This is a genomic window from Streptomyces sp. NPDC091272 (assembly GCF_044757485.1).
GTDB lineage: Bacteria > Actinomycetota > Actinomycetes > Streptomycetales > Streptomycetaceae > Streptomyces.
The window spans coordinates 191,576-217,993 of record NZ_JBIVVC010000005.1; the positions used below are offsets into that span (position 1 = coordinate 191,576).

The following is a 26,418-nucleotide window of genomic DNA, read 5'->3' on the forward strand; positions in this document are numbered from 1 at the left end:
CCACCCTCGCCGACCGGTTGCACCCGCAACCGTTCCCCCGAACGAGTATGCACGCCCTTACACCGGGTCACCATGGCCTTTCGGCCATGCGTGAAACGCCTCGCGGGTGCGCCGGGCAGCGGCGAAGCTTGACGGCGTCGGACACCGACAGCCTCGGACGCCCGAGGGGAGCGACGAAGGCCGTGGGGGGCTTCGCCGCACTTGACGGCGGCGTACGGGGTTGCGCACTCGGTGCCCGGCCGAGGTGCGTGGGTGCGGGCGGCGGGTGGGGATCCGCCGTCCGCGCTCCGCACCACCGCACCGCCGCGCGACCGCCCCCGGCCGCCGTACCCCGGCGCCGCGAAGGTCAACTTTTCAACTGCCACTTCGCGCAGTTGGGTTGACCTTCACCCTCCGGCAATGTGCCGCCACAGCGAGTGTCCGCACCCACCACCGTGGCGCGAACTCGCCGCGGAACTGCCGAAGCGGCGGCACCCCCGCACAGGGTGCCGCCGCTTCGTGGGGGCCGGAGCCGCCGCCGGGGGTGAGGGTGGGTAACAGGTCCCGGCGGGGGTTCCGGTGGTTCGTCGGGCCGCCCGGAGCAGGTGCCTGCCCGGGACTCAGCGACCGTGCCTGCCCGGGGCTCAGCGACCGTGCCTGCCCTGCGGCCCGGAGGCCGTGCCTGCCCGGGGGCTCAGCGGCTGTCGCTGCCCGAGGACTGTGCCGCCGCCCGGCCCGCCTCCAGCCGCGCGACCGGAATCCGGAACGGGGAGCAGGAGACGTAGTCCAGGCCGACCTCGTGGAAGAAGTGGACGGACTCCGGGTCGCCGCCGTGCTCACCGCAGACGCCCAGCTTGAGGTCGGGGCGGGTCTTGCGGCCGGCCTCGACGGCCGAGCGCACCAGCGCGCCGACGCCGTCCCGGTCGATGGTCTCGAACGGGGAGACCCCGAAGATGCCCTTCTCCAGGTACGCGGTGAAGAACGAGGCCTCCACGTCGTCCCGCGAGAAGCCCCAGACGGTCTGCGTGAGGTCGTTCGTACCGAAGGAGAAGAACTCCGCGGCCTCGGCGATCTGACCGGCCGTGATGGCCGCCCGCGGCAGCTCGATCATCGTGCCGAGCGCCAGCTTTAGGTCGGTGCCGTGGGCCGCCTCGACCTCGGCGATGACCGCTTCGGCCTCCTCGCGGACGATCTCCAGCTCCTGGACGGTGCCGACCAGCGGAATCATGATCTCCGCGCGCGGGTCGCCCTTGGCGTTCTTGCGGGCGGCGGCGGCCTCGGCGATGGCGCGGACCTGCATGGTGAACAGGCCGGGGATGACCAGGCCGAGCCGTACGCCGCGCAGGCCGAGCATCGGGTTCTGCTCGTGCAGCCGGTGCACGGCCTGGAGCAGCCGCAGGTCGTTCTCGTTGGCGTCCTTGCGGGACTCGGCGAGCGCGACCCGTACCGACAGCTCGGTGATGTCGGGAAGGAACTCGTGCAGCGGCGGGTCCAGTAGGCGGACGGTGACCGGCAGGCCGTCCATCGCCTCGAAGAGCTCTATGAAGTCCTTCTTCTGGAGCGGCAGCAGGCCCTTGAGGGCGTCCTCGCGCTCGTCGTCCGTGTCGGCGAGGATCAGCTTCTCGACCATCTCGCGGCGCTCGCCGAGGAACATGTGCTCGGTGCGGCACAGACCGATGCCCTGGGCGCCGAAGCGGCGGGCGCGCAGCGCGTCCTCGGCGTTGTCGGCGTTGGCCCGCACCCGCAGCCTGCGGCGGCGGTCGGCGTACGCCATGATCCGGTGCACGGCCTCGACCAGTTCGTCGGCGTCGTCGGCGCCGGCGTGCATCCGGCCCTCGAAGTACTCGACGACCGGCGACGGGACGACGGGGACCTCGCCCAGGTAGACCTTGCCCGACGAGCCGTCGATGGAGACGACGTCGCCCTCCTCGACCACCGTGGAGCCGACGGTGAGCCGGCGGCGCTTGGTGTCGACCTCGATCTCCTCGGCTCCGCAGACGCAGGTCTTGCCCATGCCGCGCGCCACCACGGCCGCGTGCGAGGTCTTGCCGCCACGACTGGTCAGGATGCCCTCGGCGGCGATCATCCCGTCGAGGTCGTCCGGGTTGGTCTCACGGCGGATCAGGATGACCTTCTCGCCCGAACGCGACCACTTGACGGCCGTGTACGAGTCGAAGACGGCCTTGCCGACGGCGGCGCCCGGCGAGGCGGCGATGCCGCGGCCCAGGAGCTGGGTCTTCTTCGCGTCCCCGTCGAAGCGCGGGAACATCAGCTGCGCGAGCTGTGCGCCGTTGACGCGCTGCAGGGCCTCGGCCTCGTCGATGAGGCCCTGGTCGACGAGCTGGGTGGCGATCCGGAAGGCGGCGCCCGCGGTGCGCTTGCCGACCCGGGTCTGGAGCATCCACAGCTGACCGCGCTCGATGGTGAACTCGATGTCGCACAGGTCCTTGTAGTGCGTTTCGAGGGTCTCCATGATCTGCATCAGCTGGTCGTACGACTTCTTGTCGATGGACTCCAGATCGGCGAGCGGGACCGTGTTGCGGATGCCAGCGACGACGTCCTCGCCCTGCGCGTTCTGGAGGTAGTCGCCGTAGACGCCCTGATGCCCGGAGGCCGGGTCACGGGTGAAGGCGACGCCGGTGCCGGAGTCGGGGCCGAGGTTGCCGAAGACCATCGAGCAGATGTTGACCGCGGTGCCCAGGTCGCCCGGGATGCGCTCCTGGCGGCGGTAGAGCTTGGCGCGGTCGGTGTTCCACGAGTCGAAGACCGCGTTGATGGCGAGGTCCATCTGCTCACGCGGGTCCTGCGGGAAGTCCCGGCCGCACCCGTCGGAGACGATCTTCTTGAACTTCTTCACGAGCTTCTTGAGGTCGGCGGCCTCCAGGTCGGTGTCGACCTTGACCTTCTTGGCCGTCTTCGCCTCGTCGAGGGCCTCTTCGAAGAGTTCGCCGTCGACGCCGAGGACGGTCTTGCCGAACATCTGGATGAGGCGCCGGTAGGAGTCCCACGCGAACCGCTCGTCCCCGCCGAGCTGCTTGGCGAGCCCGGTCACGGACGCGTCGGAGAGGCCGATGTTGAGGACGGTGTCCATCATGCCGGGCATCGAGAACTTCGCGCCTGAGCGGACCGAGACGAGCAGCGGGTCGTCCTGCTGGCCGAGCTTCTTGCCCATCTTCGACTCAAGGGCGTCCAGGTGCGCGCTGACCTCGTCGCGCAGCTCCCTGGGGGCGTCGCCGCTGTCGAGGTAGACCTTGCAGGCCTCGGTCGTGATGGTGAACCCCGGAGGCACCGGCAGGCCGAGGTTGGTCATCTCGGCGAGGTTGGCGCCCTTGCCGCCGAGCAGGTCCTTGAGGTCCCTGTTGCCCTCGGTGAAGTCGTAGACAAACTTCTGCCCGGCCTGCTGCGCGCTGCCGCGCTTCGCTACATGGGGTTCTTTGTTTTCCGACACGGTCTCGGCTCCTCGAAGACGCGTTGGCTGCCCTGACGGCGAGGAACATACCCAGATCGAAGGTGTCTGGGTATGTCCACTCAACCGTCATACGGCTTTAACCACCCGTCCGCCACCGGATCGAAAGTGGTCCGCCGTCGCCGGATCGTTGCAGCATTACTTCAGGAGTTGAACGCATCACTACGCTCCGAATGCGACATGCACTATTCACCGACTCTCCGTGATCGAAACCCATGAAGAGTGAAAAAATAAAGGGTGGCACTGGGTGCCACCCTTTGGAAAATGCATACCGCCGTCGAGCGCTCATCTGAGCGTCTACATCATCAGGCGTGGCGAGAATCACGCCGCCGAGCGCTCATCGGAGCACCCCAGATCTCACCCTCCGGACGTATCCAGCTCGGCTTCGTCACTGATTCCGGCGCAGTCGTAGGGGTCCTTGAGCCAGCCATCAGGTAGGACAACCCGCCCATTTCCGGACGTACGCCCCCTGGGCCCATCCGCCCCCTGGGGCCACGGCTGGTCCAGATCAAGCTCGCTCAGATGAGCGTCCATTTCGGCGAGAGAAGACGCCACAGCGAGCTTCTTGCGCATCTCGCCACCCGTCGAGAACCCCTTGAGGTACCAGGCCACATGCTTGCGGAAGTCAATGACACCGCGTGCCTCGTCGCCGATCCACTCGCCGAGCAGTTCCGCGTGCCGCCGCATCACCACGGCCACCTCGCGCAGGGTCGGCGTCGCCCGCTCCGCACGCCCCTCGAAGGCGGCCACCAGGTCGCCGAACAGCCACGGCCGTCCCAGACAGCCACGGCCCACCACGACGCCGTCACAGCCCGTCTCGCGCACCATCCGCAGCGCGTCGTCCGCCGACCAGATGTCGCCGTTGCCGAGCACCGGGAGCTCCGGGACGTGCTCCTTGAGCCGCGCGATGGCGTCCCAGTCGGCCGTGCCGCCGTAGTGCTGGGCGGCGGTGCGGCCGTGCAGGGCGATCGCGGTGACGCCCTCGTCCACGGCGATGCGGCCCGCGTCCAGGAAGGTGATGTGGTCGTCGTCGATGCCCTTGCGCATCTTCATCGTGACCGGCAGGGCGCCCGCGCCCGTGACCGCCTCGTGCAGGATCGCCCGCAGCAGCGGCCGCTTGTACGGGAGGGCCGAACCGCCGCCCTTGCGCGTCACCTTGGGCACCGGGCAGCCGAAGTTGAGGTCGATGTGGTCGGCCAGGTCCTCGTCCACGATCATGCGGACCGCCTTGCCGACGGTGGCCGGGTCCACCCCGTACAGCTGGATCGAGCGAGGCTGTTCGGTCGCGTCGAAGCGGATCAGCTGCATGGTCTTCTCGTTGCGCTCGACCAGCGCCCGCGTCGTGATCATCTCGCTGACGAACAGCCCCTTCCCGCCGGAGAACTCACGGCACAGGGTGCGGAAGGGGGCGTTCGTGATGCCTGCCATGGGTGCGAGGACCACGGGCGGCTGCACGGCATGGGGGCCGATGTTGAGCGAGGTCATTACCTCATTGTCGCGCACGCCAGGCCCTCGGCCGAGCGAGTTGTTTAGTTATCCGTACTATCGAACTGGCTTACCATCGGAAGATGTCCGAAGCCCTTGCCGCGCGGCCCGCCCCGCCGCTCCCCCACAGCCGCCGCATGCTCGTCCTCGGCATCTGCTGCATGAGCCTGCTGATCGTCAGCCTCGACAACACGGCGCTCAACGTCGCCCTGCCCTCCATGCAACGGGAGCTGGACGCCAGTGTCTCCGGGATGCAGTGGACGATCGACGCCTACACCCTGGTGCTGGCCTCGCTCCTGATGCTGGCCGGCTCCACCGCCGACCGCATCGGCCGCCGGAAGGTCTTTACGGCCGGCCTGGTGATGTTCACGCTCGGCTCGCTGCTCTGCTCGCTGGCGCCGAACCTCGAATCCCTGGTCGCCTTCCGCGCGGTCCAGGCGGTCGGCGGCTCCATGCTCAACCCGGTCGCCATGTCGATCATCACCAACACCTTCACCGAACCGCGCGAGCGCGCCCGCGCGATCGGCGTCTGGGGCGGCGTGGTCGGCATCTCCATGGCGGCGGGGCCGCTGATCGGCGGGCTGCTCGTCGACTCGGTGGGCTGGCGCTCGATCTTCTGGGTCAACCTGCCGGTGGGCCTCGCCGCGCTGCTGCTCACGCTGCGCTTCGTACCCGAGTCCCGTGCCCCGAAGGCCCGCAGGGCCGACCCGGTGGGCCAGCTCCTGGTCATCGGGCTGCTCGCGTCACTCACGTACGCGATCATCGAGGCCCCGGAGGCGGGCTGGACCTCGCCGCTGACGCTGACGCTGGCGGGGGTCTCGGTGCTCTCGCTGATCGGACTGATCGTGTACGAGCCGCGCAGGCCGGAGCCCCTGATCGACGTCCGGTTCTTCCGGAGCGCCCCGTTCAGCGGCGCCACGGTCATCGCCGTCTGCGCCTTCGCCTCGCTCGCCGGGTTCCTCTTCCTCAACACCCTCTACCTCCAGAACGTCCGGGGTCTCTCCGCCCTGCACGCCGGGCTCTACATGCTGCCGATGGCGGCCATGACCTTCGTCTGCGCGCCGTTGTCGGGACGGCTGGTCGCCGCACGCGGCCCCCGGCTGTCACTGGTGGTCGCGGGGGTGGCGATGGCCGTGAGCGCGGTGCTGTTCGCGGGCTTCGAGGCGGAGCGCAGCGATCCGCTGATGTTCACCGGGTACGTGCTCTTCGGCCTCGGCTTCGGCATGGTGAACGCGCCGATCACCAACACGGCTGTCTCCGGGATGCCCCGCGCACAGGCCGGGGTCGCCGCCGCGGTCGCCTCCACCAGCCGGCAGATCGGCTCCACCCTCGGGGTCGCCGTCATCGGCGCGGTCCTCGCGGCGGGCGTCAGCGGGACCTCGTACGCGGCCGGCTTCGTGACGGCGAGCGTGCCGGCCTGGTGGATCATCGCGGGCTGCGGGCTCGCGGTGCTCGTGGTCGGGCTGCTGACCAGCGGCAACTGGGCACAGCGCACCGCGAGGCAGACGGCGGACCGGCTGGAGGAAGAAGCGGCCCCGGCGAAGACCTCGGCACACGCCTGAGCGGACGGGGACGGGGACGGAGACGGGGACGGGGACCGGCGGCGGGCCTCGGATCAGCCGCGGGCAGCGGCAGCCCCGTCGCGGGCCTCCGTCAGTGCCTGGAGGCGTTCCAGTCGCGCCCTGGTGCCATCGTCGACCGGCGGGTAGCTGACCAGCCGCGGCCCGGTGGACGTGCTGGTGCCAGGGCTGAGCCAGAGGTTGACGTGCTCGACGTGCAGCAGCCCGACCTCGGCGTTACGGAGATGCTTGGTGTGGGCGACCTGCTCGACGACCTCGTGCCGCTGCCACAGCTCGCGGAACTCCGCCGACTCCGCCTCCAGCCGCGCCAGCAGCGCCTTCCAGGCGGGCTCGGCGAGGTGCCCCGCCATCGACACCCGGAACTTCGCGGCCATCAGCCGGTTGACCTTGGGCCGGTCGACGACCGAGGCCCGCCACTCCTCGTTGGTGAAGGCGAGCAGCATGCAGTTGCGGTCGGCGCGGGGCAGCGCGTCGAGGTCGCAGAGCAGCCGGGCGTACGTCCGGTTGTAGGCGAGGATGTCGTACCTGCTGTTCTGGATGCAGGCCGGGATCGGCTCCAGCTGGCGCAGCAGCGCCCGGTAGGCGGGGGTGACCGTCGGGCACGGCCCGTCGGGGGCGGGGTCGGGCGTCCCGGCGAGCGCGAACAGATGGCTGCGCTCCACCCGGTCCATCCGCAGCGCACGGCCGATGGCGTCCAGGACCTGCGGGGACACCTGGATGTCCCGGGCCTGCTCCAGCCACGTGTACCAGGTGACCCCGACGGCCGCGAGCTGCGCGACCTCCTCGCGGCGCAGGCCCGGTGTCCGGCGCCGGGGTCCGCGCGGGAGACCGACCCGCTCGGGGGTGATGCGTTCGCGGCGGCTGCGCAGGAAGGCGGCGAGCTCGGCCCTGCGGACGTCGGGCTCGCCGTTCCGCGCCGCGGGGGCGGCCTCCGGCGCCTGCTCCCGGACGTCCGCCTGCGCCGCCCCCGGCACAAGCCCTTGCGCCACTCCCTGCACGAGCCCCTGCGCCGCTCCCGGCACGAGCCCCTGCGCCGCCGTTCCCGGCGTCGTCTCCCGCCCCGGCCCTCGCGTCGTCACCTGTGCCATGGTCGTCATGCCTCCACCCTCGCCGAAGCTCCCGAGGACCGGCCAGCCCGTTGCCGGGTACTGCTTGTACCAGGATAGAGAGACTCTGGTACCAGGCTGCGGGCCCCCGCAGAGTGGCTGTCGTGACCACAACGACCCCGCTTCCCCCGGCTCCCGCCCGCCCCTCCTTGCGCTCCCGTACCGCGGAGCCCTCCGCCCTCGGTCCGCTCGGGCTGTTCACCGTGCTGCTCGGTGCGGCGCTCCCGCTCGTCGACTTCTTCATCGTGAACGTCGCCCTGCCGACCATCGACCACGAGCTGGCCGCGGGTCCTGCGATGCTCGAACTGGTCGTCGCGGGCTACGGCCTCGCGTACGCCGTCCTGTTGGTGCTCGGCGGGCGGCTCGGCGACCTGTTCGGCCGGCGCAGGCTGTTCCTGTGGGGCATGGCGGCCTTCGGCGTCACCTCCCTCGCCTGCGGTCTCGCCCCGGACGCCTGGACCCTCGTCGGCGCCCGGGTCGCGCAGGGCGCCGCCTCCGCCCTGATGCTGCCGCAGGTGCTGGCCACCATCCAGTCCTCCACCGCGGGGCCGCGCCGGGCGAAGGCGATGGGCCTGTACGGGGCGACGGCCGGGCTCGCGATGGTCGCCGGGCAGATACTCGGCGGTGTCCTCGTCGCCGCCGACCTCGCCGGGACCGGCTGGCGGTCGATCTTCCTCGTCAACGTGCCCGTGGTGGTCGCCGGACTGCTGCTCGCCGTGCGCACGGTGCCCGAGAGCCGCTCCGATAAGCCCTCGCCCGTCGACGTACCGGGAACGCTGCTGCTCGCTCTCTCGCTGATCACCCTGCTGGCGCCGCTCACCGAGGGCCGCGCGGCCGGCTGGCCGCTGTGGACGTGGCTGTCGCTGGCCGCCTTCCCGTTCCTGCTCCTCGCGTTCTTCCTGGTGGAGCGGCGCGCCGACCGGGCCGGGCGCACCCCGCTCGTCCCGCCGAGCCTGTTCGCGGTGGAGTCGCTGCGGCGCGGGCTGCCGCCGATCGTGCCGTTCTCCATCAGCTTCGGCGGCTTCATGTTCGTGATCGCGGTGGCGCTCCAGCAGGGTCTGGGCATGGGCGCGGTGGCCGCCGGGCTCGCCCTGGTCCCGATGGCACTCGCCTTCTTCGGGGCGTCCCTCGCCGGCCCTCGGCTGATCGGCAGGTTCGGCGGGCGGATCACGGTGGCCGGTGCGCTGTTCCAGGCGGTGGGCCTGGTGTTGCTGATCCTGGCGGTGCGCCGTGGCTGGCCGGATCTCGGCTTCGCGGAGCTGCTTCCGGGGATGCTGCTCGCCGGGCTCGGGCAGGGTTTCCAGCTCCCGGTGCTGCTGCGCATCGTGCTCTCCGACGTCCCGGCCGACCGTGCGGGGGTGGGCAGCGGGGTGATGGTGACTGCCCAGCAGTCCGCGCTCGCCGTGGGTGTGGCCACGCTCGGCACGCTGTTCCTGGCCCTGACGCCCACGCTGGGCATGGGTGCCGCGCTCACGGTGACCCTGCTGGTGCAGCTGGGGGTGGTGGCGCTGACGGGCCTGCTGAACCTCCGGCTGCCGCGCACCGTCAGCTGACGTGCGCCCGGGGTGGGAACACGGCCGCAGGGCCCGGACCGCGTACTTCGGCGGTCCGGGCCCTGCGGTGTGAAAGAGGTGCGTCCGGGACGCGCGGCCTTCGTCAGGCCTCGCTCTCGGGTCGCGTGGCCTGTGTCAGACCTCGCGTTCGGGTCGCGTGGCCTGTGTCAGACCTCGCGTCCGGGGCGCGTTGTTCGGCGTCAGGCCTCGGCGCCCGAGCCCGTCTCGCCGCTGCTCTCGCCCGCGGCCTTCTCGCGCATCTTCGCGACCAGTTCCGCCTTCTTGTCGGCGGCGCTCTGGCGGTCGGCGTTGCGGTGCGGGCCGTTGTTCGCGCGCTCGTCGCGGGACTGCCTCTTGCGCTGGCCGCCGCCCTGGCCCACGGGGTTGTTGATGTTCTTGCTCGTGCTCATGGGTTCTCCCGGAGTGAAGTGAGGTGATCTACGGATTCATCGGTGGGGGACGCGCCACGAAGGGGGCGTCGCGCTCTCACTCGTAAATCGGCGTCTGGAAGAACATGGTCAGAACGGTACCCCCTCCCGCTCGCCGACCGCACCAGATTTCCGGCCGCCCGACCGGCCCGCACGCCGCGACCCCCGGCCGCGCAGAGCGGCGGCCGGGGGTCGCGGGAAACGCGGGAGAAGGAGGTCAGCAGCCCAGCAGCCGGACCGCCAGGTACTCCTGGATCATGTCGAGGGAGACGCGCTCCTGCTTCATGGTGTCACGCTCGCGCACGGTGACCGCGTTGTCGTCGAGGGTGTCGAAGTCGACGGTCACGCAGAACGGGGTGCCGATCTCGTCCTGACGGCGGTAGCGGCGGCCGATGGCGCCCGCGTCGTCGAACTCGATGTTCCAGTTCTTCCGCAGGTCGGCGGCGAGGCCCTTGGCCTTCGGCGAGAGCTGCGGGTTGCGGGACAGCGGCAGGACGGCCACCTTGACCGGGGCCAGACGCGGGTCGAGACCCATGACGACGCGCTTCTCCATGACGCCCTTGGCGTTGGGCGCCTCGTCCTCACGGTAGGCGTCCAGCATGAAGGCGAGCATGGCGCGGTTGACACCGGCCGCCGGCTCGATGACGTACGGCGTCCAGCGCTCGTTGGCCTCCTGGTCGAAGTAGACCAGGTCGTGGCCGGACGCCTTGGAGTGCGCCTTCAGGTCGAAGTCGGTGCGGTTGGCGACGCCTTCGAGCTCGGAGAACTCCTGACCGCCGAAGTTGAAGCGGTACTCGATGTCGGCGGTGCGCTTGGAGTAGTGCGACAGCTTCTCGGCCGGGTGCTCGAACCAGCGGATGTTCTCGGGGTTGATGCCGAGGTCCAGGTACCAGTTCCAGCGCTGCTCCATCCAGTATTCCTGCCACTGCTCGTCCTCGCCCGGCTTGACGAAGAACTCCATCTCCATCTGCTCGAACTCGCGGGTGCGGAAGATGAAGTTGCCCGGAGTGATCTCGTTCCGGAAGGACTTGCCCATCTGCGCGATGCCGAACGGCGGCTTCTTGCGGGAAGTCTGCTGCACCTGGGCGAAGTTGGTGAAGATGCCCTGCGCGGTCTCCGGCCGCAGGTACGCGGCGGAGTCCTGGGTCGGGCCCAGGTGCGTCTGCAGCATGCCGGAGAACTGCTTGGGCTCGGTGAACTGGCCCTTGGTACCGCAGTTGGGGCAGTTGACGTCGGCCAGGCCGTTCTCGGGGGCGCGGCCGTGGTGCTTGGCCTCGTACGCCTCGATCAGGTGGTCGGCGCGGTGCCGCTTGTGGCAGGCGGTGCACTCGGTGAGCGGGTCGGAGAAGGTCTGGACGTGACCGGACGCCTCCCACACCTCGGGGGCCAGGATGACCGACGAGTCGATACCGACCACGTCTTCGCGCGCGATGACCATCGCGCGCCACCACTGGCGCTTGATGTTCTCCTTGAGCTCGACACCCAGCGGACCGTAGTCCCAGGCAGCCCTGGAGCCGCCGTAGATCTCACTGCACGGGTAAACGAAGCCACGGCGCTTGCTCAGGCTGACGATGGTCTCGATCTTGTCGGCGGCCACGGTGCTCTCTTCATTACGACGACGAGGTCTGTACGTTCTCAAGTTGCTTTCGACGCCGGTGCGCGCAGTCCCGCGCGGCCCCCCTGCACGGCCACGACCCGGCTCCGCCCGGCGAATGCTTCAGGTTACCGGCGTGCGGGGGCCCAGGATCAAATCGGTATGGGGTACAGAGCGGACAACCGCACTATTGACAATCGTTTCCACTTTTGTTGAAAATGACTGTCATGAACGTACGTCGCCTCATACCCGCCACCGCCGCCGCCGTCTCCCTGGGCCTGGTCACGCTGTCCGCGTGCGCGGGCAGCTCGTCCGCCGCCGACGGGAAGAACACCGACGGCAAGCTGGACGTGATCGCGTCGTTCTACCCCATGCAGTACCTGGCCGAGCAGATAGGCGGCGACAAGGTCGCGGTCAGCACGCTGGCCAAGCCGGGCCAGGAGCCGCACGATCTGGAACTCAAGCCCAAGCAGACCGCCGAGCTCTCCGACGCGGACCTGATCCTCTACCTGCGCGGCCTCCAGCCCGCCGTCGACGAGGCCGTGCAGCAGTCCGGCGCGAAGTCGGCCGTCGACGCCGCGACCCTGACGAAGCTGGAGACGCACGGCACCGAGGCCGGCGGGCACGAGCACGCCGAGGAGGAGGCCGGGCACGAGGGCCACGACCACGGGCACGACGAGGCCGGCACCGACCCGCACATCTGGCTGGACCCGGTGAAGTACGCCGAGGTCGCCAAGGGCGTCGGAGCTGCCCTTGAGAAGGCCGACCCGGACAACGCGGCGACGTACAAGAAGAACACCGCGACCCTGGTCACCAAGCTCGACGGCCTGAACACGGCGTTCGAGAACGGCCTGAAGAACACCACCACCAAGACCTTCATCACCACCCACTCCGCCTTCGGCTACCTCGCCGAGCGGTACGGCCTGGAGCAGGAGGGCATCAGCGGCGTCGCCCCCGAGTCCGAGCCCAGCCCGGCCCGCATCAAGCAGCTCCAGAAGATCGCCAAGGACGACAAGGTCAGCACGGTCTTCTTCGAGACCCTGGTCAGCGACCGGACGGCGAACACCCTCGCCAAGGACACCGGCCTCAGGACCGACGTCCTGGACCCGCTGGAGGGGATCACCGACAAGTCCAGGGGCGCCGACTACCTGGAGGTCATGCGGTCCAACCTCACGGCCCTGAAGAAGGCGCTCGGCGCGAAGTGAGCCGAATCCCGCAGCAGACGTCCCAGGAGGCGCGAACCGTGCGACACGACGCCGTCATCTCCCTGAGCTCGGCCACCGCCACGCTCGGCTCACGCCCGGTGCTGCGCGGCGTCGACCTCGCCGTGCGGCGCGGCGAGGTCGTCGCCCTGCTCGGCGCGAACGGCTCCGGCAAGTCCACGGCCGTGCGCTCGGTCATCGGCCAGGTGCCGCTGACGGGTGGCTCGGTCGAGCTGTTCGGCACCCCGCTGAAGCAGTTCAGGCAGTGGGCGCGGGTGGGATACGTGCCCCAGCGCACCACCGCCGCGGGCGGGGTGCCCGCCACCGTCCGCGAGGTGGTCTCCTCCGGCCGGCTCTCCCGCTCCCGGCTCGGCCTGCTCTCCTCGAAGACCGACAAGGCCGCCGTCGACCGGGCGATCGGCCTGGTCGGCCTCGCGGACCGGGCGAAGGACTCGGTGAGCGCGCTCTCCGGCGGCCAGCACCAGCGGGTGCTGATCGCGCGGGCGCTCGCCTCCGAGCCCGAGCTGCTGATCATGGACGAGCCGATGGCGGGGGTGGACCTGGCCAGCCAGGAGATCCTCGCGGGGACCCTGCGCCGGCAGGTCGCCGCGGGCGTCTCGGTCCTGCTCGTGCTGCACGAGCTGGGCCCGCTGGAGCCCCTCATCGACCGGACCGTCGTCCTGCGCGACGGCCTGGTCGTGCACGACGGTCCGCCGACGGCGGGCGCCCTGCCCGGCCACGACGACCACCACCTGACCAAGGAAGACTGCCACCCGGACGCGGCGGGCGCCGCGTCCCCGCTGCCGACGGGACTGCTGAGCTGACATGAGCGAACTGATGGACATCTTCAGCACCCCGTTCATGCAGCGGGCGCTGATCGCCGCCGTGCTCGTCGGCATCACCGCGCCCGCGATCGGCATCTACCTCGTGCAGCGCCGCCAGTCGCTGATGGGCGACGGCATCGGGCACGTCGCGATGACCGGGGTCGGCCTCGGCTTCCTGCTGTCGGCGAGCCCGGTCTGGACGGCGACCGCCGTCGCGATCGCGGGCGCGGTCGTCATGGAGCTGATCCGCTGGTACGGCAAGACCCGCGGCGACATCGCGCTGGCCATGCTGTTCTACGGCGGCATGGCGGGCGGCGTGCTGCTGATCAACCTGGCCCCCTCCGGCTCCAACGCCAACCTCTCCTCGTACCTCTTCGGCTCGCTGTCCACGGTGTCGCAGCAGGACGTGACGGCGATCGTCATCCTCGCCGCCCTCGTCGTCCTGGTGACCGTCGGGCTGCGCCGCCAGCTGTTCGCCGTCAGCCAGGACGAGGAGTTCGCCCGGGTCACGGGGCTGCCGGTGCGCGCACTGAACCTGCTGGTCGCGGTCACCGCCGCGGTGACCGTCACGGTCGCCATGCGGGTCGTGGGCCTGCTCCTGGTGAGCGCGCTGATGGTGGTGCCGGTGGCCGCCGCGCAGCAGGTCTCGCGCAGCTTCACGGTCACCTTCGTCCTCGCCGTCGCCATCGGCACCGCGGTGACCCTGGCCGGCACCGTCACCTCCTACCAGTACGACGTGCCGCCCGGTGCGACGATCGTGCTGCTGGCCATCGGCTTCTTCGTCGTCACGACGCTTCTCGCCGCGCCCCTGGCCCGGCGGCGCTCCCGCGCGGGACACTCTGCGCAGCGGGCGGCGGAGGGCGCCGCGACGGCCGCCGATCCGGTGAAGGTCTGAACGGGGCGCGGCCGGCGCTCCTGGCACAATGGCCCGACGCGTCTATTCGCGTAACGGGCGACCAGAGGAGGCACCTGTGACAACGGCGCCGAGCGGTGCGAGCGCGACGACCAACTCCGCACCGGTGCGGGGGCGCTCCACCCGGCAGCGAACGGCCGTGGCTGCGGCGCTCGACGAGGTGGACGAGTTCCGCAGCGCGCAGGAGCTCCACGACATGCTCAAGCACAAGGGCGACTCGGTGGGCCTGACCACGGTCTACCGGACGCTCCAGTCCCTCGCCGACGCGGGCGAGGTCGACGTGCTGCGCACCAGCGAGGGCGAGTCGGTCTACCGGCGCTGCTCCACGGGCGAGCACCACCACCACCTGGTGTGCCGGGTGTGCGGCAAGGCCGTCGAGGTCGAGGGTCCGGCCGTCGAGTCGTGGGCCGACTCGATCGCCGCCCAGCACGGATACGTGAACGTGGCGCACACCGTGGAGATCTTCGGTACGTGCGCGGAGTGCGCGGCGGCCTGACCCCTCCCCCGCCACCACCGGCGCACGTCCCGGCTCCCCCGCGGGGCCGGGGCGTGCGCCGTCCCGCGGCGGGCGTGGACCGGGCCTGGGCTAGCGTCCCTTCGGGGGCAGCTTCACCACCGTGACGAAGAACTCGTCGATCTGGCGGACCGCCGAGATGAACTGGTCCAGGTCCACCGGCTTCGTCACGTACGCGTTGGCGTGCAGCTTGTAGCTGCGCAGGATGTCCTCCTCGGCCGCCGACGTGGTCAGTACGACCACCGGGATGTGTGAGAGCTCGTCGTCGTTCTTGATCCGCTCCAGCACCTGCCGGCCGTCGTACTTCGGCAGGTTGAGGTCCAGCAGGATCAGATCGGGGCGGACCGCGTCGACGTGCGCCCCCTGCCGGTAGAGGAAGTCGAACGCCTCCTGGCCGTCGCGCACCACGTGCAGCGTGTTGCGGATCTTGTTGTCGGCGAAGGCCTCCCGGGTCATCAGCTCGTCCCCCGGGTCGTCCTCGACGAGCAGCACCTCGATGGGCGTGACGGGAGTGGTCATGTACGGACTCCTGAGGATTCGGTCGGCGGAGCGTGGGCCTCGTCCATACCCGCGACCGGCAGGCTGAAGCACACCCGGAGCCCGGCGGGCGCGGGCCCACCCGGCCCGGCCGGTGCGGGCCCACCCGGTCCGGCGGGCGCGGGCCCACCCGGTCCGGCGGGCGCGGTCCCGCCGGACCCGGAGTCGTCGGACCCGGAGTCGTCGGGCGCCGCTTCGAGCCGGATCGTGCCCCCGTAGTACTCCACGATCTTCCGGCACAGGGCGAGACCGATCCCGGTGCCCGCGTACGCCTCCCGCGAGTGCAGCCGCTGGAAGAGGACGAAGACCTTCTCGGCGAACTGCGGAGCCACCCCGATCCCGTTGTCGGTGACGCAGAACCGCCACTGCCCGTCGGCCTGTTCGCACGACACCACGATCCGCACCGGCGACCGCTCCGGGTGCCGGAACTTGATCGCGTTGCCGATCAGGTTCTGCCACAGCATGGTGAGACTGGTCGGGTCGCCGACCACCACCGGCAGCTCGGTACGCACCTCGACGACCGCGCCGGTCTCCTGGACAGCCATCGCGAGGTTGCCGAGCGCGTGCCCCAGGACTTCGTCCATGGCGACCTGGACCGGGGCGTCGTCCAGCCGGCCCACCCGGGAGAAGGTCAGCAGGTCGTTGATCAGCACCTGCATGCGTTTCGCGCCGTCGACGGCGAAGTCGATGTACTGCCTGCCCCGGTCGTCGACGACGTCCGCGTACCGCTTCTCCAGGAGCTGGCAGAACGCGGCCACCTTGCGCAGCGGCTCCTGGAGGTCGTGCGAGGCGACGTAGGCGAACTGCTCCAGCTCGGCGTTGGAGCGCCGCAGGTCCTGCGCCTGGACGGCGAGGTCGGCGGCCTGCACGGCGAGCTGGCGCTCGCGCTCCCTGGCCTCGGTGAGCTCGCCCGCGATCCGCCTGCGCATGGAGTCCACGGACTCGCCCACCGCCCGTACGTCCTCCGGGCCCCGCACCTCGATGCTGCGGTCGAAGTCGCCGCCCGCCACCTGGTCCGCCGCGGCGCGCAGCGCGGCCAGCGGGCGGACCACCGTCCGGCTCAGCAGCACCGCGATGAGGCCGCCGGTGACCGCGATCACGACGAGCATGGCGAGGAACGCCCAGTCGCGCTGCGTGCGCAGGTCCGCCACGTCGGCGCGGGCGGTCGCGCGTGCCTCGTCGAGATGGAGTTCCTGGACCCGCAGCAGTTCGCGCAGCACGTCGAAGGACCGCTTGCTGCCCTCGACGCGCGACTGTACGGAGGCGACGCTCGCACCGGCCCGGATCGCGGCGATCAACGGCTCGGCCTCCCGCTCGCGCCAGCGCGCCGCCTGCGCGCGGACGGCGGCCAGGTCGCTGCCGAACGTACCCGCGGAGCCCAGGAGTTCGGCCGTGGCGGCCAGCTGGCGCTGTTCGTCCCGCAGCCCCTGTTCGTACGGCTGGAGGAACGCCTCGTTGCGGCTGAGGGCGAAGCCCCGTACGCCGGTCTCCTGGTCGAGCAGGGAGCGCTGGAGCAGCAGCACCGCGGAGCGGCCCGGCTGGATGTGGTCGACGAGGTCGGCGTTGCGGACGCCGGTGCGTTCCAGCAGGACGGCGCCGACGCCCGCGCAGATCGCCAGCAGGGCCGCCATGGACACCAGCACCAGCCGGATCCAGCCCCGCACGGAGAGCCGCCGCGGCTCGCGGCGCACCTCAGCCGCTCCCCCACGCGAGGTGCAGTACCGCTATGTCGTCCGCGAGCCCGCCGTGCGGTGCGGCGGCGACGGTGGCCGCCTGGACGAGTGCCTGGACGAACTGCTCTGCGGGCAAGGCCCCGTACTCCTTCGCCAGCCGCAGCAGCCCGTTCTCGCCGAGCCGCGTGCGGGGTCCGGTCAGTCCTTCGAAGAGTCCGTCGGTGAACACGACGACGCCGGTGCCGCGCTCCAGCAGGAGGTCGGTCTGCGGCCAGGTGCCGGTGCCGGGCGCGATGCCGAGCGCCATGCCGCCCGGCGCGTCGTACCAGGTGGTGCCTGCCGGGCCGCGCAGCATCAGCCCGGGGTGACCGGCCCGCACCACCCGGACCGAGCGCCGGTCGGCGGGGAAGACCAGGGACGTCATGGTGGCGAAGACCTGCTGGGCGGACCGCTCCGCCACCATGATCTCCTCCAGCAGGCGGAGCTGGGCGGGGCCCGTGCAGCCGCTGAGCACCGCGGCACGCCAGGCCACCCGCAGGCACACGCCGAGCGCGGCCTCGGTCGCGCCGTGCCCGGACACGTCGCCGATCACCGCGTGCACGGTGCCGTCCGCGGTCTGCACGACGTCGTAGAAATCCCCGCTGAGCAGGCCCTGTTCGCGGCCCGGGTCGTAGCGCGCGGCCACCTCGAAGCCGGTGGAGCGCATCAGCGGCACGGGCAGCAGCCCCAGTTCGAGCCGGGCGTTCTCCTCGGCCCGCAGCCGGCCGGCGTGCAGCGCCACCGAGGCCTGCTCGACCTGCTTGCGCTGCACGGAGTAGCGCACCGCCCGGCTCAGGATCTCCGGGTCGAGCCTGCCCTTCACCAGGTAGTCCTGGGCGCCCTCGGCCACCGCGGTCTGCCCCACCTCGCCCTCGACGAGACCGGTCAGTACGACGATCGCCGCGTCCGGGTGCGCGGCGAGCACCTGCCGTACGGCGTCCAGTCCGCGCACGTCCGGCAGGTGCAGGTCCAGCAGGACGCACACCGGCCCGTGGTGGCCCCTGAGGAACCCCCGCGCCTCGTCCAGGGAGGTGCACCAGTGGACCTCGGCGCGCAGGTCGCTGTCGGCCAGCACCTCGGTGAAGAGCAGGGCGTCGGCGGCGTCGTCCTCGACCAGCAGCAGTACCGCGTCGAGGTCCCTCGTGCCGGGTCTCGCACCGGGCACCACGAGTCGTTCAGCCACCGCTCAACCCCCGCCCCGGGAAGCCGGTCGGCCCGGCCCGCTCGTGCTCCCCTCGGCCGAATGATACTGCCGGGGGGCGGGCCATCAGCCCTGTTCGGGAACCTGCGGCAGCGGCGTGGAGCCCACGCCCTGCTGCTCGTTGGGCACCGCGCCGCCGAACCGCCGGTCACGCTGGGCATATGCGTAGCAGGCGTCCCACAGGTTGCGCCGGTCGAAGTCCGGCCACAGCACGTCCTGGAAGACCATTTCGGCGTACGCGCTCTGCCAGAGCAGGTAGTTGGAGGTGCGCTGCTCGCCGCTCGGCCGCAGGAAGAGGTCCACGTCCGGCATGTCCGGGTAGTACATGTACTTGGCGAAGGTCTTCTCGTTCACCTTCGACGGGTCGAGCTTTCCGGCGGCTACGTCACGGGCGATGGCCTGCGCGGCGTCGGCGATCTCCGCCCGTCCGCCGTAGTTGACGCAGAAGTACAGGGTCATCGCGTCGTTGTCGACGGTCTGCTCCTGGGCCACCTGGAGCTCCTGGACGACCGACTTCCACATCTTCGGCATCCGGCCGACCCAGCGGATCCGGATGCCCAGCTCGTTCATCTCGTCGCGGCGGCGGCGGATCACGTCCCGGTTGAAGTTCATCAGGAAGCGCACCTCGTCGGGCGTCCGCTTCCAGTTCTCGGTGGAGAAGGCGTAGAGCGAGAGGTTCTTCACCCCCATCTCGATGCAGCCCTTCAGGACGTCGAGCACCACGCCCTCGCCGACCTTGTGGCCCTCGGTGCGCGGCAGCCCGCGCTCCTTGGCCCACCGGCCGTTCCCGTCCATGACGATCGCCACGTGCTCGGGGACCAGGTCCGCGGGGATGCTCGGCGGCCGGGCACCGGACGGGTGCGGCTCGGGGATCTTGTACTCGCGCCGGCCCAGTCCCAGAATCCCGCGTCGTGCCATGGCTCGTGCTCTCCCTGCTGCTGTGCTGACGTCTTCTTGGGCTTTCAGGCTTCTGCTGCGGCGCTCAGGCCTTCTCCACGTACCGCATCGAGCGCAGCCCGCGCTCCAGGTGCCAGTGCAGATACGCGGACACCAGCCCGCTGCCCTCGCGTGCGTGCCGCGGCTCGCACATGTCGGCCGCAGTCCAGTCGCCCGTGAGCAGCGCGCTCAGCAGGGCGACGGCCTCCGCAGAGGGTACGACGCTGCCGGGCACCCGGCACTCACCGCAGGTGACCCCGCCCGCCGCGACGGAGAACAGCCGGTTCGGCCCCTCGACCCCGCACCGGGCGCAGTCGTCGAAGCTGGGCGCGTAGCCGTTGACGGCGAGCGAGCGCAGCAGGAAGGCGTCCAGGATCAGGTTCGGTGCGTGCTCGGCCCGCGACAGCGTCCGCAGCCCGCCCACCAGCAGCAGGTACTGCTGCACCGCGGGCTCGCCCTCGTGGTCGGTGAACCGTTCCGCCGTCTCCAGCATGGCCGTGCCCGCGCAGTACCGCGCGTAGTCGGTCACGATCCCGCTGCCGTACGGGGCGATGATCTCGCCCTGCGTGCACAGCGGCAGCCCGCGCCCGACCAGCTCGCTGCCCCGCGCGAAGAACTGCACGTCCACGTGGCTGAACGGCTCCAGCCTGGCCCCGAACTTCGACTTCGTCCGCCGCACGCCGCGCGCGACGGCGCGCACCCTGCCGTGGTTGCGGGTGAGCAGCGTGATGATGCGGTCCGCCTCGCCCAGCTTCTGGGTGCGCAGGACGATGCCGTCGTCACGGAACAGGCTCATGCGTTCCATTGTCCCGTACGGCTAGGGGAGCTCCCCCCTGCTCCTCGCGTTCACGTACGCGGTCGCCGCGCGCAGCCGCTCGGCGGTGGTGGCCGGGCGGACCTCGCCCTGGTCGCGGTACCACTCCCGGCCGCTGCCCACCGGGGTGAGCCGCAGCAGGCCGCCCACCCCCGAGGCGACGCGGCCGACCCGCCCGGTGGTGAGATCCACCACGTACGCGCCGGGGGCCGGCGGCTTCACCTCTGCCCCGCCCCTTCCGCTTCCCCCCGGGGCAGTGCCACGGCCATCCGCAGGGCCGTGTCGACAGTGCAGCGGCCCAGGTCGACCAGCGGGCAGCCGGCCTCTCTCGTGTACGAGGTGGCCTCCACGCCGAGCGACGGCAGCACGACGCCGGCCCTCCCCAGCGCCGCGCGCAATTTCTCCACAACGTCCTCCGCCTCTGCGATGCATTCTGCCGAGTGGTGCGGGCTTTCCATCATTGTCATCCCTTCCCGTTCCGAATCGATTTCACGTTTCGCATTACGAGGATGGGGCTGGCTGGCTACGCTCGGAAGAGGTCTGCGCGCTACAAGGGCGCGGCTGGCGAGGGGGTTGACCTGTGGCCAATGCTGGGCGGCACCGATCATGGGAGCACTTCGGCGAGGAGCTGAAGCACCACCGGGAGGTGGCCGGGCTGACACAGGAGGCGCTGGGGCGGCTGGTGTTCGTGTCGGGCGGCTACATCGGCCAGTTCGAACAGGCAATTCGGAAACCGCAATTGGACATTGCGCAACGCATTGATGCTGCACTACAAACCGACGGTTTTTTCGAACGAACCTGGCGCAAGCTGATCAAAGACTCGCGGTACGCCGACTACTTTGCGCCCGTGGTGGAACTGGAACGGTTGGCGACGAAGATCTGCGAGTTCGCGCCGACGGTCGTGCCGGGGCTTCTTCAGACCGCCGAGTACGCCCGAGCCCTCACGATCGCTCGCAACCCGTTCGCCGAGGACGAGCACGTGGAGGAGAAGGTCGTCGCACGCCTGGAGCGGGCGCACATCCTTCAGCGCACTACAAGGCCCGTGCTGTGGGCAATCCTGCACGAGCAGGTGCTGCGTATCCCGGTCGGTGGCACTGCCTGCATGGCCACACAGCTGGAACACATCGCGCGGCTCGCGCGGGGTCGAGCAGTGTTGCTCCAGATTCTCCCCACATCGGCCGGAGCGTTCTCACTGATGGACGGAACGCTCACGTTGATGGATTTCGAGGATGCGCCGCCAACTGCCTATACGGAGACCTCGCTTTCGGGAACCTTGCTCGACGATCCAGCCGTGGTGAAGGGCGCGCAGGCCGCATACGATCTGCTCAGGGCCGCCGCGCTGTCGCCGGAGGTGTCCCTGGCCCTGGTCGAGTCGGCGGCGGAGGACTACAGAAAATGCGCAAGCACGACCTGACTACCGCCCAGTGGCGCAAAAGCTCCTACAGCAACGGAGAAGGTGGCAGCTGCGTCGAGGTCTCCGACGATCTCCCCGGCCTCGTCCCCGTCCGCGACTCCAAGGTTCAGGACGGGCCGGTCCTGATGTTCCGCGCCAACGTCTGGGGGCCCTTCGTCGACTCCCTCAAGGGCCGCCGCCGCGCCTAGTTCTCGATCTCCTCGCGGGACTCCACGTCCGCGTCCCGCAGGATCAGGAAGTGCCGGTCCACGTCCGTCATCACCTTCAGGAAGCCCGGCTCGGCCTCCAGCACGTACCCCACCAGCGGCGCCTGCCCGTCCCCTACCTCGATCCGCTCCAGCGGCATCCACGGGGTGCGCACCAGCGCCGCGCTGAGCAGCATCGCCAGGATTCCCGCGGCGGCCACCAGGGCGCCGAAGTTGCGGCCTGCCCAGCGGGACGCCTGGCCGACCTGTCCCTGCGACCGGCGGGCCAGTGCCAGGAAGCCGACCATCGCCGCCCCGACCAGCACGATCGCCAGCAGCAGCCACCAGGCGCGGAAGGTCAGGATGTAGGCCGTCACCCCGGCGACCACGATCGCGAGCAGTACCAGGCCCGCCAGGTCCACCGGGCTGCGTGCGCCGGCGGGCTGCTCGTGGGCGTCCGGCGGCCGGTCCACGACGCGTCTGCGCATCCGTACGGCCATCATGAACCCGCCCAGCACCCGGAAGAGGAACGCGGGCAGCAGCACCGCGAGCAGCACTGCGGCGACCACCGAGTCGGCCATCACGGTGCCCAGCACGATGCCGACGGCGTCGTCGATGTCGATGGTGTGGAGCACGGCGAAGGCGGTGTGCCAGTGGTACCCGGAGACGGCGAACAGCCGCAGCAGGAGGAAGAGGAACGCGGCCGTCGTCAGCGTCAGGCCGCTGTTCCAGCCGTGCCCGCGCTCCTCCGGGCCCTCGCCGGGCCCGGCCTCGGGGGGCCGCCGGGCATCCGCCTGTTCCGTGTGCGCCATGCGGCCCAACCTGCCACAGCGGCCGGGCCGCCGCCTCTCCTGAGGGGCCGGGCCCTGTCAGGAGGGTGTGCGGGCCGCGGCCAGCAGGCGGGACGTGTCGTCCGCGCACAGTTGCAGGGCCGTCCCCGCCAGCAGCAGGACCTCCCGCTCGGCGGCGCTGTACGGGCCGTCGGCGAGGGCGATGCGGGCGCCCTGGAGCAGGATCGACTCGCGGCCCGCGGGGGCCAGGTGCGGGGCGAGGGGGCCGAGTGCCTCGTGCAGCTCGATGGCGAGGGTGGCGCTGTACGGGCAGTCGGCCGCGCCGTCGGAGAACCGCCGGCCGGGGTCCGCGGCGAGGGCCTCGACGAGGAGCGTGAGGCCCTCCTCCGTACACTCCTCGAACCCGGCCGAGCGGACGGTGGCCGCCGCCGTGCTCGTCACCGAGCGGGAGGACGTGCCGCCGGCCGCGAGGACGGCCAGCGCCACCGTGTGGACGGCGTCCCTGAGCATCGCGGAGAAGCGGACCGTCGTCGGGTGGTCGAGGGCGTCGGCCCCGAACCGGCCGTCGCAGGACGCGCATTGGACGACGGGGCCGACCGTGCCGCGGGCGGCGAGCGGAACCCCGAGGACGGTCAGGCGCCGACGGCCCGTGCGGTGGGCGTAGTTGCGGTCTCCGCCGCAGCCGGGGCAGAAGAACTCGCCGTCCCCGACGGTGGTCCAGGTGGTGCGCACGCCCCACGGGCTGCGCACCACACTGCCCCGCGGGCTGGACGATCGGCCTCGTACTGGCAGCACGGCGCACCTCCGTAACGCTTCGGCATCTTTGCCGGGTTGGACGTGATGTTAGCCACATCCGGCAGGTGCCGTCAGCACCCCGGGGAAAGACGGAGGTCCCGCCCCCGGTGACCGGCGGGCGGGACCTCGTGAAACTTCACGGAAACACTCAGGTCAGCGCGCTGCCCGGTTCACGGCGGAGACAACTGCCTTCAGGGAGGCCCGAGTCGTGTTCGGGTCGATGCCGATGCCCCACAGGACCTTCCCGTCGATCGCGCACTCGATGTACGAGGCGGCCTGCGCCGAGGCGCCCTCGCTCATCGTGTGCTCCTGGTAGTCCAGCAGCCGGGCGTCCACGCCGACCGCGGCCAGGGCCTCGAAGAAGGCGGAGATCGGGCCGTTGCCGGTGCCGGTCAGTACCGTGTCCACGCCGTCCACGACCGCCTCGACGGTCAGGGTGTCGCGGCCCTCGGTGTCCGTCGTGGTCTGGCCGGAGCGGACCTGGATGCGGCCCCACGGGTTGCCGCTGTCGGGCAGGTACTCGTCGCTGAAGGCCGACCAGATGGCCTTCGGGGTGACCTCGCCGCCCTCGGTGTCCGTCTTCTGCTGGATGATCTTCGAGAACTCGATCTGCATCCGGCGCGGCAGGTCCAGCTTGTGGTCGTTCTTCAGGACGTAGGCGATGCCGCCCTTGCCGGACTGCGAGTTGACCCGGATCACGGCCTCGTAGGAGCGGCCGACGTCCTTGGGGTCGATGGGCAGGTACGGCACGGCCCACTCGATGTCGTCCACGGTCTTGCCCTGGGCCGCGGCGTCGGCCTCCATGGCGTCGAAGCCCTTCTTGATGGCGTCCTGGTGGGAGCCGGAGAAGGCGGTGTAGACCAGGTCGCCCGCGTAGGGGTGGCGCGGGTGGACCTCCATCTGGTTGCAGTACTCGGAGGTGCGGCGGATCTCGTCGATCTGGGAGAAGTCGATCTGCGGGTCGACGCCCTGCGAGAACAGGTTCATGCCCAGGGTGACCAGGTCGACGTTGCCGGTGCGCTCGCCCTGGCCGAACAGGCAGCCCTCGATGCGGTCCGCGCCGGCCATGATCGCCAGCTCGGCGGCGGCGACGGCGGTGCCGCGGTCGTTGTGCGGGTGGACCGACAGGCAGACGTGCGCGCGGCGGGTCAGGTGGCGGGACATCCACTCGAAGCGGTCCGCGTGCGTGGAGGGCGTCGAGCGCTCCACGGTGGCGGGCAGGTTCAGGATGATCTCGCGGCCCTCCTCGGGGCCCCACACGTCGCAGACCGCCTCGCAGACCTCCAGGGCGAAGTCCAGCTCGGTGTCGGTGAAGATCTCCGGGGAGTACTGGTAGCCGAAGATCGTCTCGGGGCCGAGGATCTTCTCCGCGTACTCCATGACCAGCCGGGTGCCGTCCACGGCGATCTGCTTGACCTGCTCCTTCGAACCGCGGAAGACCACCCGGCGGAAGGTGGGGGCGGTCGCGTTGTACAGGTGCACGGTGGCGCGCCGGGCGCCGCGCAGCGACTCCACGGTGCGTTCGATCAGCTCTTCGCGGGCCTGGGTGAGGACGGAGATCGTCACGTCCTCGGGGATCGCGCCCTCTTCGATGATGGAGCGTACGAAGTTGAAGTCGGTCTCGCCGGACGACGGGAAGCCGACCTCGATCTCCTTGTAGCCCATCCGCACCAGCAGGTCGAACATCTCGCGCTTGCGGGCCGGGGACATCGGGTCGATCAGGGCCTGGTTGCCGTCGCGCAGGTCCGTGGAGAGCCAGCGGGGGGCCCTGGTGATGCGGGCCTCGGGCCAGGTCCGGTCGGGGATCTCGACCGCGTCGTAGCCCGCGTACTTGTGCACCGGCATCCCGGAGGGGCGCTGGAGCTGCGTCGCGTTGGTGACGGGGGTGGGCCGGCCGACGGACTTCTCGTTCGGCTGCTGGGCCGACTGCTGGGTGGTCATGACGTAGGGCTCCTCGGGTCTCCTGCAAGGGGACGGCCGACGTGGTCTGCGCAGCACCAGATCCCGCGGGGAGGGAGTCGGCCTACGACTACAGGCCCTCGCCGCGGCAGCTAAGGAGAAGCAGCCCGAAACGCATGATGTGCCGCAGCCTAACCGAGGTACGGCGGGGGCGCCGGTCCCGTATCAGTATGCAAGACCGGACATGCTGGGCGGGGAAAGAGTGATCCTTCACTCCAAGCGATGAAATATGGACCGAATTTCGGTTGCAGGTAGTGACAGCGGCATGACCCGGTGCCACATTGCTCGCCATGGAAGCCATCCACCCCGTCTTCTGCACCATCGTGCCGCCCCACGTCCTCGACAAGCTCGCCCAGGCCGAGGACCCCGCGCTCGCCGGACCCGCCCGCCGCACCCTTGAGGCCGACGCCGCCCAGCGCACCCGCCGCCGGATGACCACGGTCGTCGGCGCCCCCGCGGCGGCCCCGGCCCCGGGAGCCGCCGACAACCTGATCCACCGCACCCTCCACGACGCCCGCAACACCCGCGACCTGCCCGGCCAGGTCGTGCGCAGGGAGGGCAAGGGCCCCACCAAGGACGCCACCGTCAACAGGGCGTACGCCGGCCTCGGTGCCACCTTCGACCTGCTCCTGAAGGCCTTCGGGCGCAACTCGATCGACGGCGAGGGACTGCCGCTGCTCGCCACCGTCCACTACGACCGGGACTACGGGAACGCGTTCTGGGACGGCGAGCAGATGGTCTTCGGCGACGGCGACGGCGAGCTGTTCCTCGACTTCACGATCCCCGTCGACGTCATGGCCCACGAGCTGGCGCACGGCGTGACCCAGTACACGGCGAACTTCACGTACTTCGGCCAGCCCGGTGCGCTCAACGAGTCCGTCTCGGACGTCATCGGCTCGCTCGTGAAGCAGTACGTCAACGACCAGACGGCCGGCGAGGCCGACTGGCTGATCGGCGCGGGGCTCCTCGCAGAGCGCGTCGAAGGCGTCGCCCTGCGCTCCATGAAGGCCCCCGGCACCGCGTACGACGACGACGTGCTGGGCAAGGACCCGCAGCCCGCCACGATGGACGACTACGTCTCCACCGGCCGCGACAACGGCGGCGTGCACATCAATTCCGGCATCCCCAACCACGCGTTCTACCTGCTCGCCGACGCCCTCGGCGGCAAGGCGTGGGAGCGGGCCGGGCAGATCTGGTACGACACCCTGACCGCCGGGACGCTCACCGTCACACCCACCTTCGCGGACTTCGCGCAGGCGACGGTGGTGGCGGCGCGCAGTCGGTTCGGGGACGGCGAGGAGCAGGAGGCACTGCTCAAGGCGTGGGAGCAGGTGGGCGTGCCCACCCGCCCGCAGGCCAAGCTCTAGGAGCGTCCGCCGGCCCGCCGGCAGGAGCGCCCCCTACCGGCGGGGACCCGGTTCGTACTAGAA

24 protein-coding genes are annotated in these 26,418 nt (G+C 70.7%); 9 read left to right on the forward strand and 15 right to left on the reverse strand.

Annotated elements, in window-relative coordinates; genetic code table 11:
• Positions 1-673: 673 nt before the first annotated feature.
• Both ppdK and dusB read right to left on the reverse strand, forming a co-directional pair.
• Positions 674-3,427 (reverse strand): pyruvate, phosphate dikinase, encoded by a 2,754-nt coding sequence (ppdK, locus tag ACIQM4_RS16515; protein WP_401591778.1) that lies wholly within the window; start codon positions 3,425-3,427, stop codon positions 674-676.
• A gap of 375 nt (positions 3,428-3,802) precedes the next feature.
• A complete protein-coding gene (gene dusB / locus ACIQM4_RS16520) occupies positions 3,803-4,930 on the reverse strand; it encodes a tRNA dihydrouridine synthase DusB (protein WP_401591780.1) in 1,128 nt (375 codons plus the stop codon).
• A gap of 83 nt (positions 4,931-5,013) precedes the next feature.
• On the opposite strand from dusB, the gene ACIQM4_RS16525 reads away from it, so the two are divergent.
• Positions 5,014-6,492 (forward strand): MFS transporter, encoded by a 1,479-nt coding sequence (locus ACIQM4_RS16525; protein ID WP_401591782.1) that lies wholly within the window; start codon positions 5,014-5,016, stop codon positions 6,490-6,492.
• A gap of 53 nt (positions 6,493-6,545) precedes the next feature.
• On the opposite strand, the gene ACIQM4_RS16530 is transcribed toward ACIQM4_RS16525, so the two are convergent.
• Complete coding sequence (locus ACIQM4_RS16530) at positions 6,546-7,607, reverse strand: helix-turn-helix transcriptional regulator (protein ID WP_401591784.1); 1,062 nt, start codon at positions 7,605-7,607, stop codon at positions 6,546-6,548.
• Between the two features lie 158 nt (positions 7,608-7,765).
• Here ACIQM4_RS16530 and ACIQM4_RS16535 point away from each other — a divergent pair, with 158 nt between their 5' ends.
• On the forward strand, positions 7,766-9,169 hold the full coding sequence (locus ACIQM4_RS16535; RefSeq protein WP_401592340.1) for an MFS transporter: 1,404 nt from the start codon (positions 7,766-7,768) through the stop codon (positions 9,167-9,169).
• A 200-nt stretch (positions 9,170-9,369) separates the two neighbouring features.
• On the opposite strand, the gene ACIQM4_RS16540 is transcribed toward ACIQM4_RS16535, so the two are convergent.
• Entirely contained in the window at positions 9,370-9,579 is a 210-nt protein-coding gene (locus ACIQM4_RS16540) for a DUF6243 family protein (protein WP_401591786.1), read from the reverse strand.
• A gap of 235 nt (positions 9,580-9,814) precedes the next feature.
• A complete protein-coding gene (locus ACIQM4_RS16545) occupies positions 9,815-11,194 on the reverse strand; it encodes a glycine--tRNA ligase (RefSeq protein ID WP_401591788.1) in 1,380 nt (459 codons plus the stop codon).
• 224 nt (positions 11,195-11,418) lie between these two features.
• On the opposite strand from ACIQM4_RS16545, the gene ACIQM4_RS16550 reads away from it, so the two are divergent.
• The 4 genes from ACIQM4_RS16550 to ACIQM4_RS16565 all read left to right on the forward strand — a co-directional run bounded on the left by ACIQM4_RS16550 (position 11,419) and on the right by ACIQM4_RS16565 (position 14,626).
• Positions 11,419-12,396, forward strand: coding sequence for a metal ABC transporter substrate-binding protein (locus ACIQM4_RS16550; protein WP_401591790.1), 978 nt, complete (start codon positions 11,419-11,421; stop codon positions 12,394-12,396).
• A 5-nt stretch (positions 12,397-12,401) separates the two neighbouring features.
• The gene (locus ACIQM4_RS16555) at positions 12,402-13,217 is read left to right on the forward strand and encodes a metal ABC transporter ATP-binding protein (RefSeq protein ID WP_401592342.1); all 816 of its coding nucleotides are present in this window, start codon (positions 12,402-12,404) and stop codon (positions 13,215-13,217) included.
• Between the two features lie 13 nt (positions 13,218-13,230).
• Positions 13,231-14,112, forward strand: a complete 882-nt coding sequence (locus ACIQM4_RS16560; RefSeq protein ID WP_401592344.1) for a metal ABC transporter permease — start codon at positions 13,231-13,233, stop codon at positions 14,110-14,112.
• A gap of 76 nt (positions 14,113-14,188) precedes the next feature.
• A complete protein-coding gene (locus ACIQM4_RS16565) occupies positions 14,189-14,626 on the forward strand; it encodes a Fur family transcriptional regulator (protein ID WP_401591791.1) in 438 nt (145 codons plus the stop codon).
• A gap of 90 nt (positions 14,627-14,716) precedes the next feature.
• Here the strand turns inward: ACIQM4_RS16565 and ACIQM4_RS16570 are convergent, their stop codons facing one another.
• From ACIQM4_RS16570 to ACIQM4_RS16600, 7 genes are all read right to left on the reverse strand, one after another.
• Positions 14,717-15,163 (reverse strand): response regulator, encoded by a 447-nt coding sequence (locus tag ACIQM4_RS16570; protein ID WP_401591793.1) that lies wholly within the window; start codon positions 15,161-15,163, stop codon positions 14,717-14,719.
• The gene (locus tag ACIQM4_RS16575; RefSeq protein WP_401591795.1) at positions 15,160-16,872 is read right to left on the reverse strand and encodes a CHASE3 domain-containing protein; all 1,713 of its coding nucleotides are present in this window, start codon (positions 16,870-16,872) and stop codon (positions 15,160-15,162) included. Before ACIQM4_RS16575 ends, ACIQM4_RS16570 begins: the two co-directional genes overlap by 4 nt.
• 1 nt (position 16,873) lies before the next feature.
• On the reverse strand, positions 16,874-18,076 hold the full coding sequence (locus ACIQM4_RS16580; RefSeq protein WP_401591797.1) for a PP2C family protein-serine/threonine phosphatase: 1,203 nt from the start codon (positions 18,074-18,076) through the stop codon (positions 16,874-16,876).
• A gap of 84 nt (positions 18,077-18,160) precedes the next feature.
• A complete protein-coding gene (locus ACIQM4_RS16585) occupies positions 18,161-19,012 on the reverse strand; it encodes an isoprenyl transferase (RefSeq protein ID WP_401591799.1) in 852 nt (283 codons plus the stop codon).
• A 64-nt stretch (positions 19,013-19,076) separates the two neighbouring features.
• Positions 19,077-19,826, reverse strand: coding sequence for a DNA repair protein RecO (gene recO / locus ACIQM4_RS16590; RefSeq protein WP_401591801.1), 750 nt, complete (start codon positions 19,824-19,826; stop codon positions 19,077-19,079).
• A 21-nt stretch (positions 19,827-19,847) separates the two neighbouring features.
• A complete protein-coding gene (locus tag ACIQM4_RS16595; RefSeq protein ID WP_401591803.1) occupies positions 19,848-20,066 on the reverse strand; it encodes a hypothetical protein in 219 nt (72 codons plus the stop codon).
• Positions 20,063-20,251 carry a hypothetical protein gene (locus tag ACIQM4_RS16600; protein ID WP_401591805.1) on the reverse strand — a complete coding sequence of 63 codons (189 nt, stop codon included), beginning with the start codon at positions 20,249-20,251 and terminating at the stop codon, positions 20,063-20,065. The genes ACIQM4_RS16595 and ACIQM4_RS16600 overlap by 4 nt, the downstream gene beginning before the upstream one ends.
• A gap of 173 nt (positions 20,252-20,424) precedes the next feature.
• Between ACIQM4_RS16600 and ACIQM4_RS16605 the strand changes: the two genes are divergently transcribed.
• Positions 20,425-21,258, forward strand: a complete 834-nt coding sequence (locus ACIQM4_RS16605) for a Scr1 family TA system antitoxin-like transcriptional regulator (RefSeq protein ID WP_401591807.1) — start codon at positions 20,425-20,427, stop codon at positions 21,256-21,258.
• A complete protein-coding gene (locus ACIQM4_RS16610) occupies positions 21,240-21,446 on the forward strand; it encodes a DUF397 domain-containing protein (RefSeq protein WP_401591809.1) in 207 nt (68 codons plus the stop codon). The genes ACIQM4_RS16605 and ACIQM4_RS16610 overlap by 19 nt, the downstream gene beginning before the upstream one ends.
• Here the strand turns inward: ACIQM4_RS16610 and ACIQM4_RS16615 are convergent.
• The 3 genes from ACIQM4_RS16615 to leuA form a co-directional block, all read right to left on the reverse strand.
• Positions 21,443-22,255, reverse strand: a complete 813-nt coding sequence (locus tag ACIQM4_RS16615; protein ID WP_401591811.1) for a hypothetical protein — start codon at positions 22,253-22,255, stop codon at positions 21,443-21,445. The two genes, ACIQM4_RS16610 and ACIQM4_RS16615, sit on opposite strands and share 4 nt — an antisense overlap.
• Before the next feature lie 57 nt (positions 22,256-22,312).
• The gene (locus tag ACIQM4_RS16620; RefSeq protein WP_401591813.1) at positions 22,313-23,029 is read right to left on the reverse strand and encodes a TerB family tellurite resistance protein; all 717 of its coding nucleotides are present in this window, start codon (positions 23,027-23,029) and stop codon (positions 22,313-22,315) included.
• Between the two features lie 153 nt (positions 23,030-23,182).
• A complete protein-coding gene (gene leuA, locus ACIQM4_RS16625; RefSeq protein WP_401591815.1) occupies positions 23,183-24,970 on the reverse strand; it encodes a 2-isopropylmalate synthase in 1,788 nt (595 codons plus the stop codon).
• Positions 24,971-25,278: 308 nt separating this feature from the next.
• Between leuA and ACIQM4_RS16630 the strand changes: the two genes are divergently transcribed.
• The gene (locus ACIQM4_RS16630; RefSeq protein ID WP_401591816.1) at positions 25,279-26,355 is read left to right on the forward strand and encodes a M4 family metallopeptidase; all 1,077 of its coding nucleotides are present in this window, start codon (positions 25,279-25,281) and stop codon (positions 26,353-26,355) included.
• Positions 26,356-26,418 lie beyond the last annotated feature (63 nt).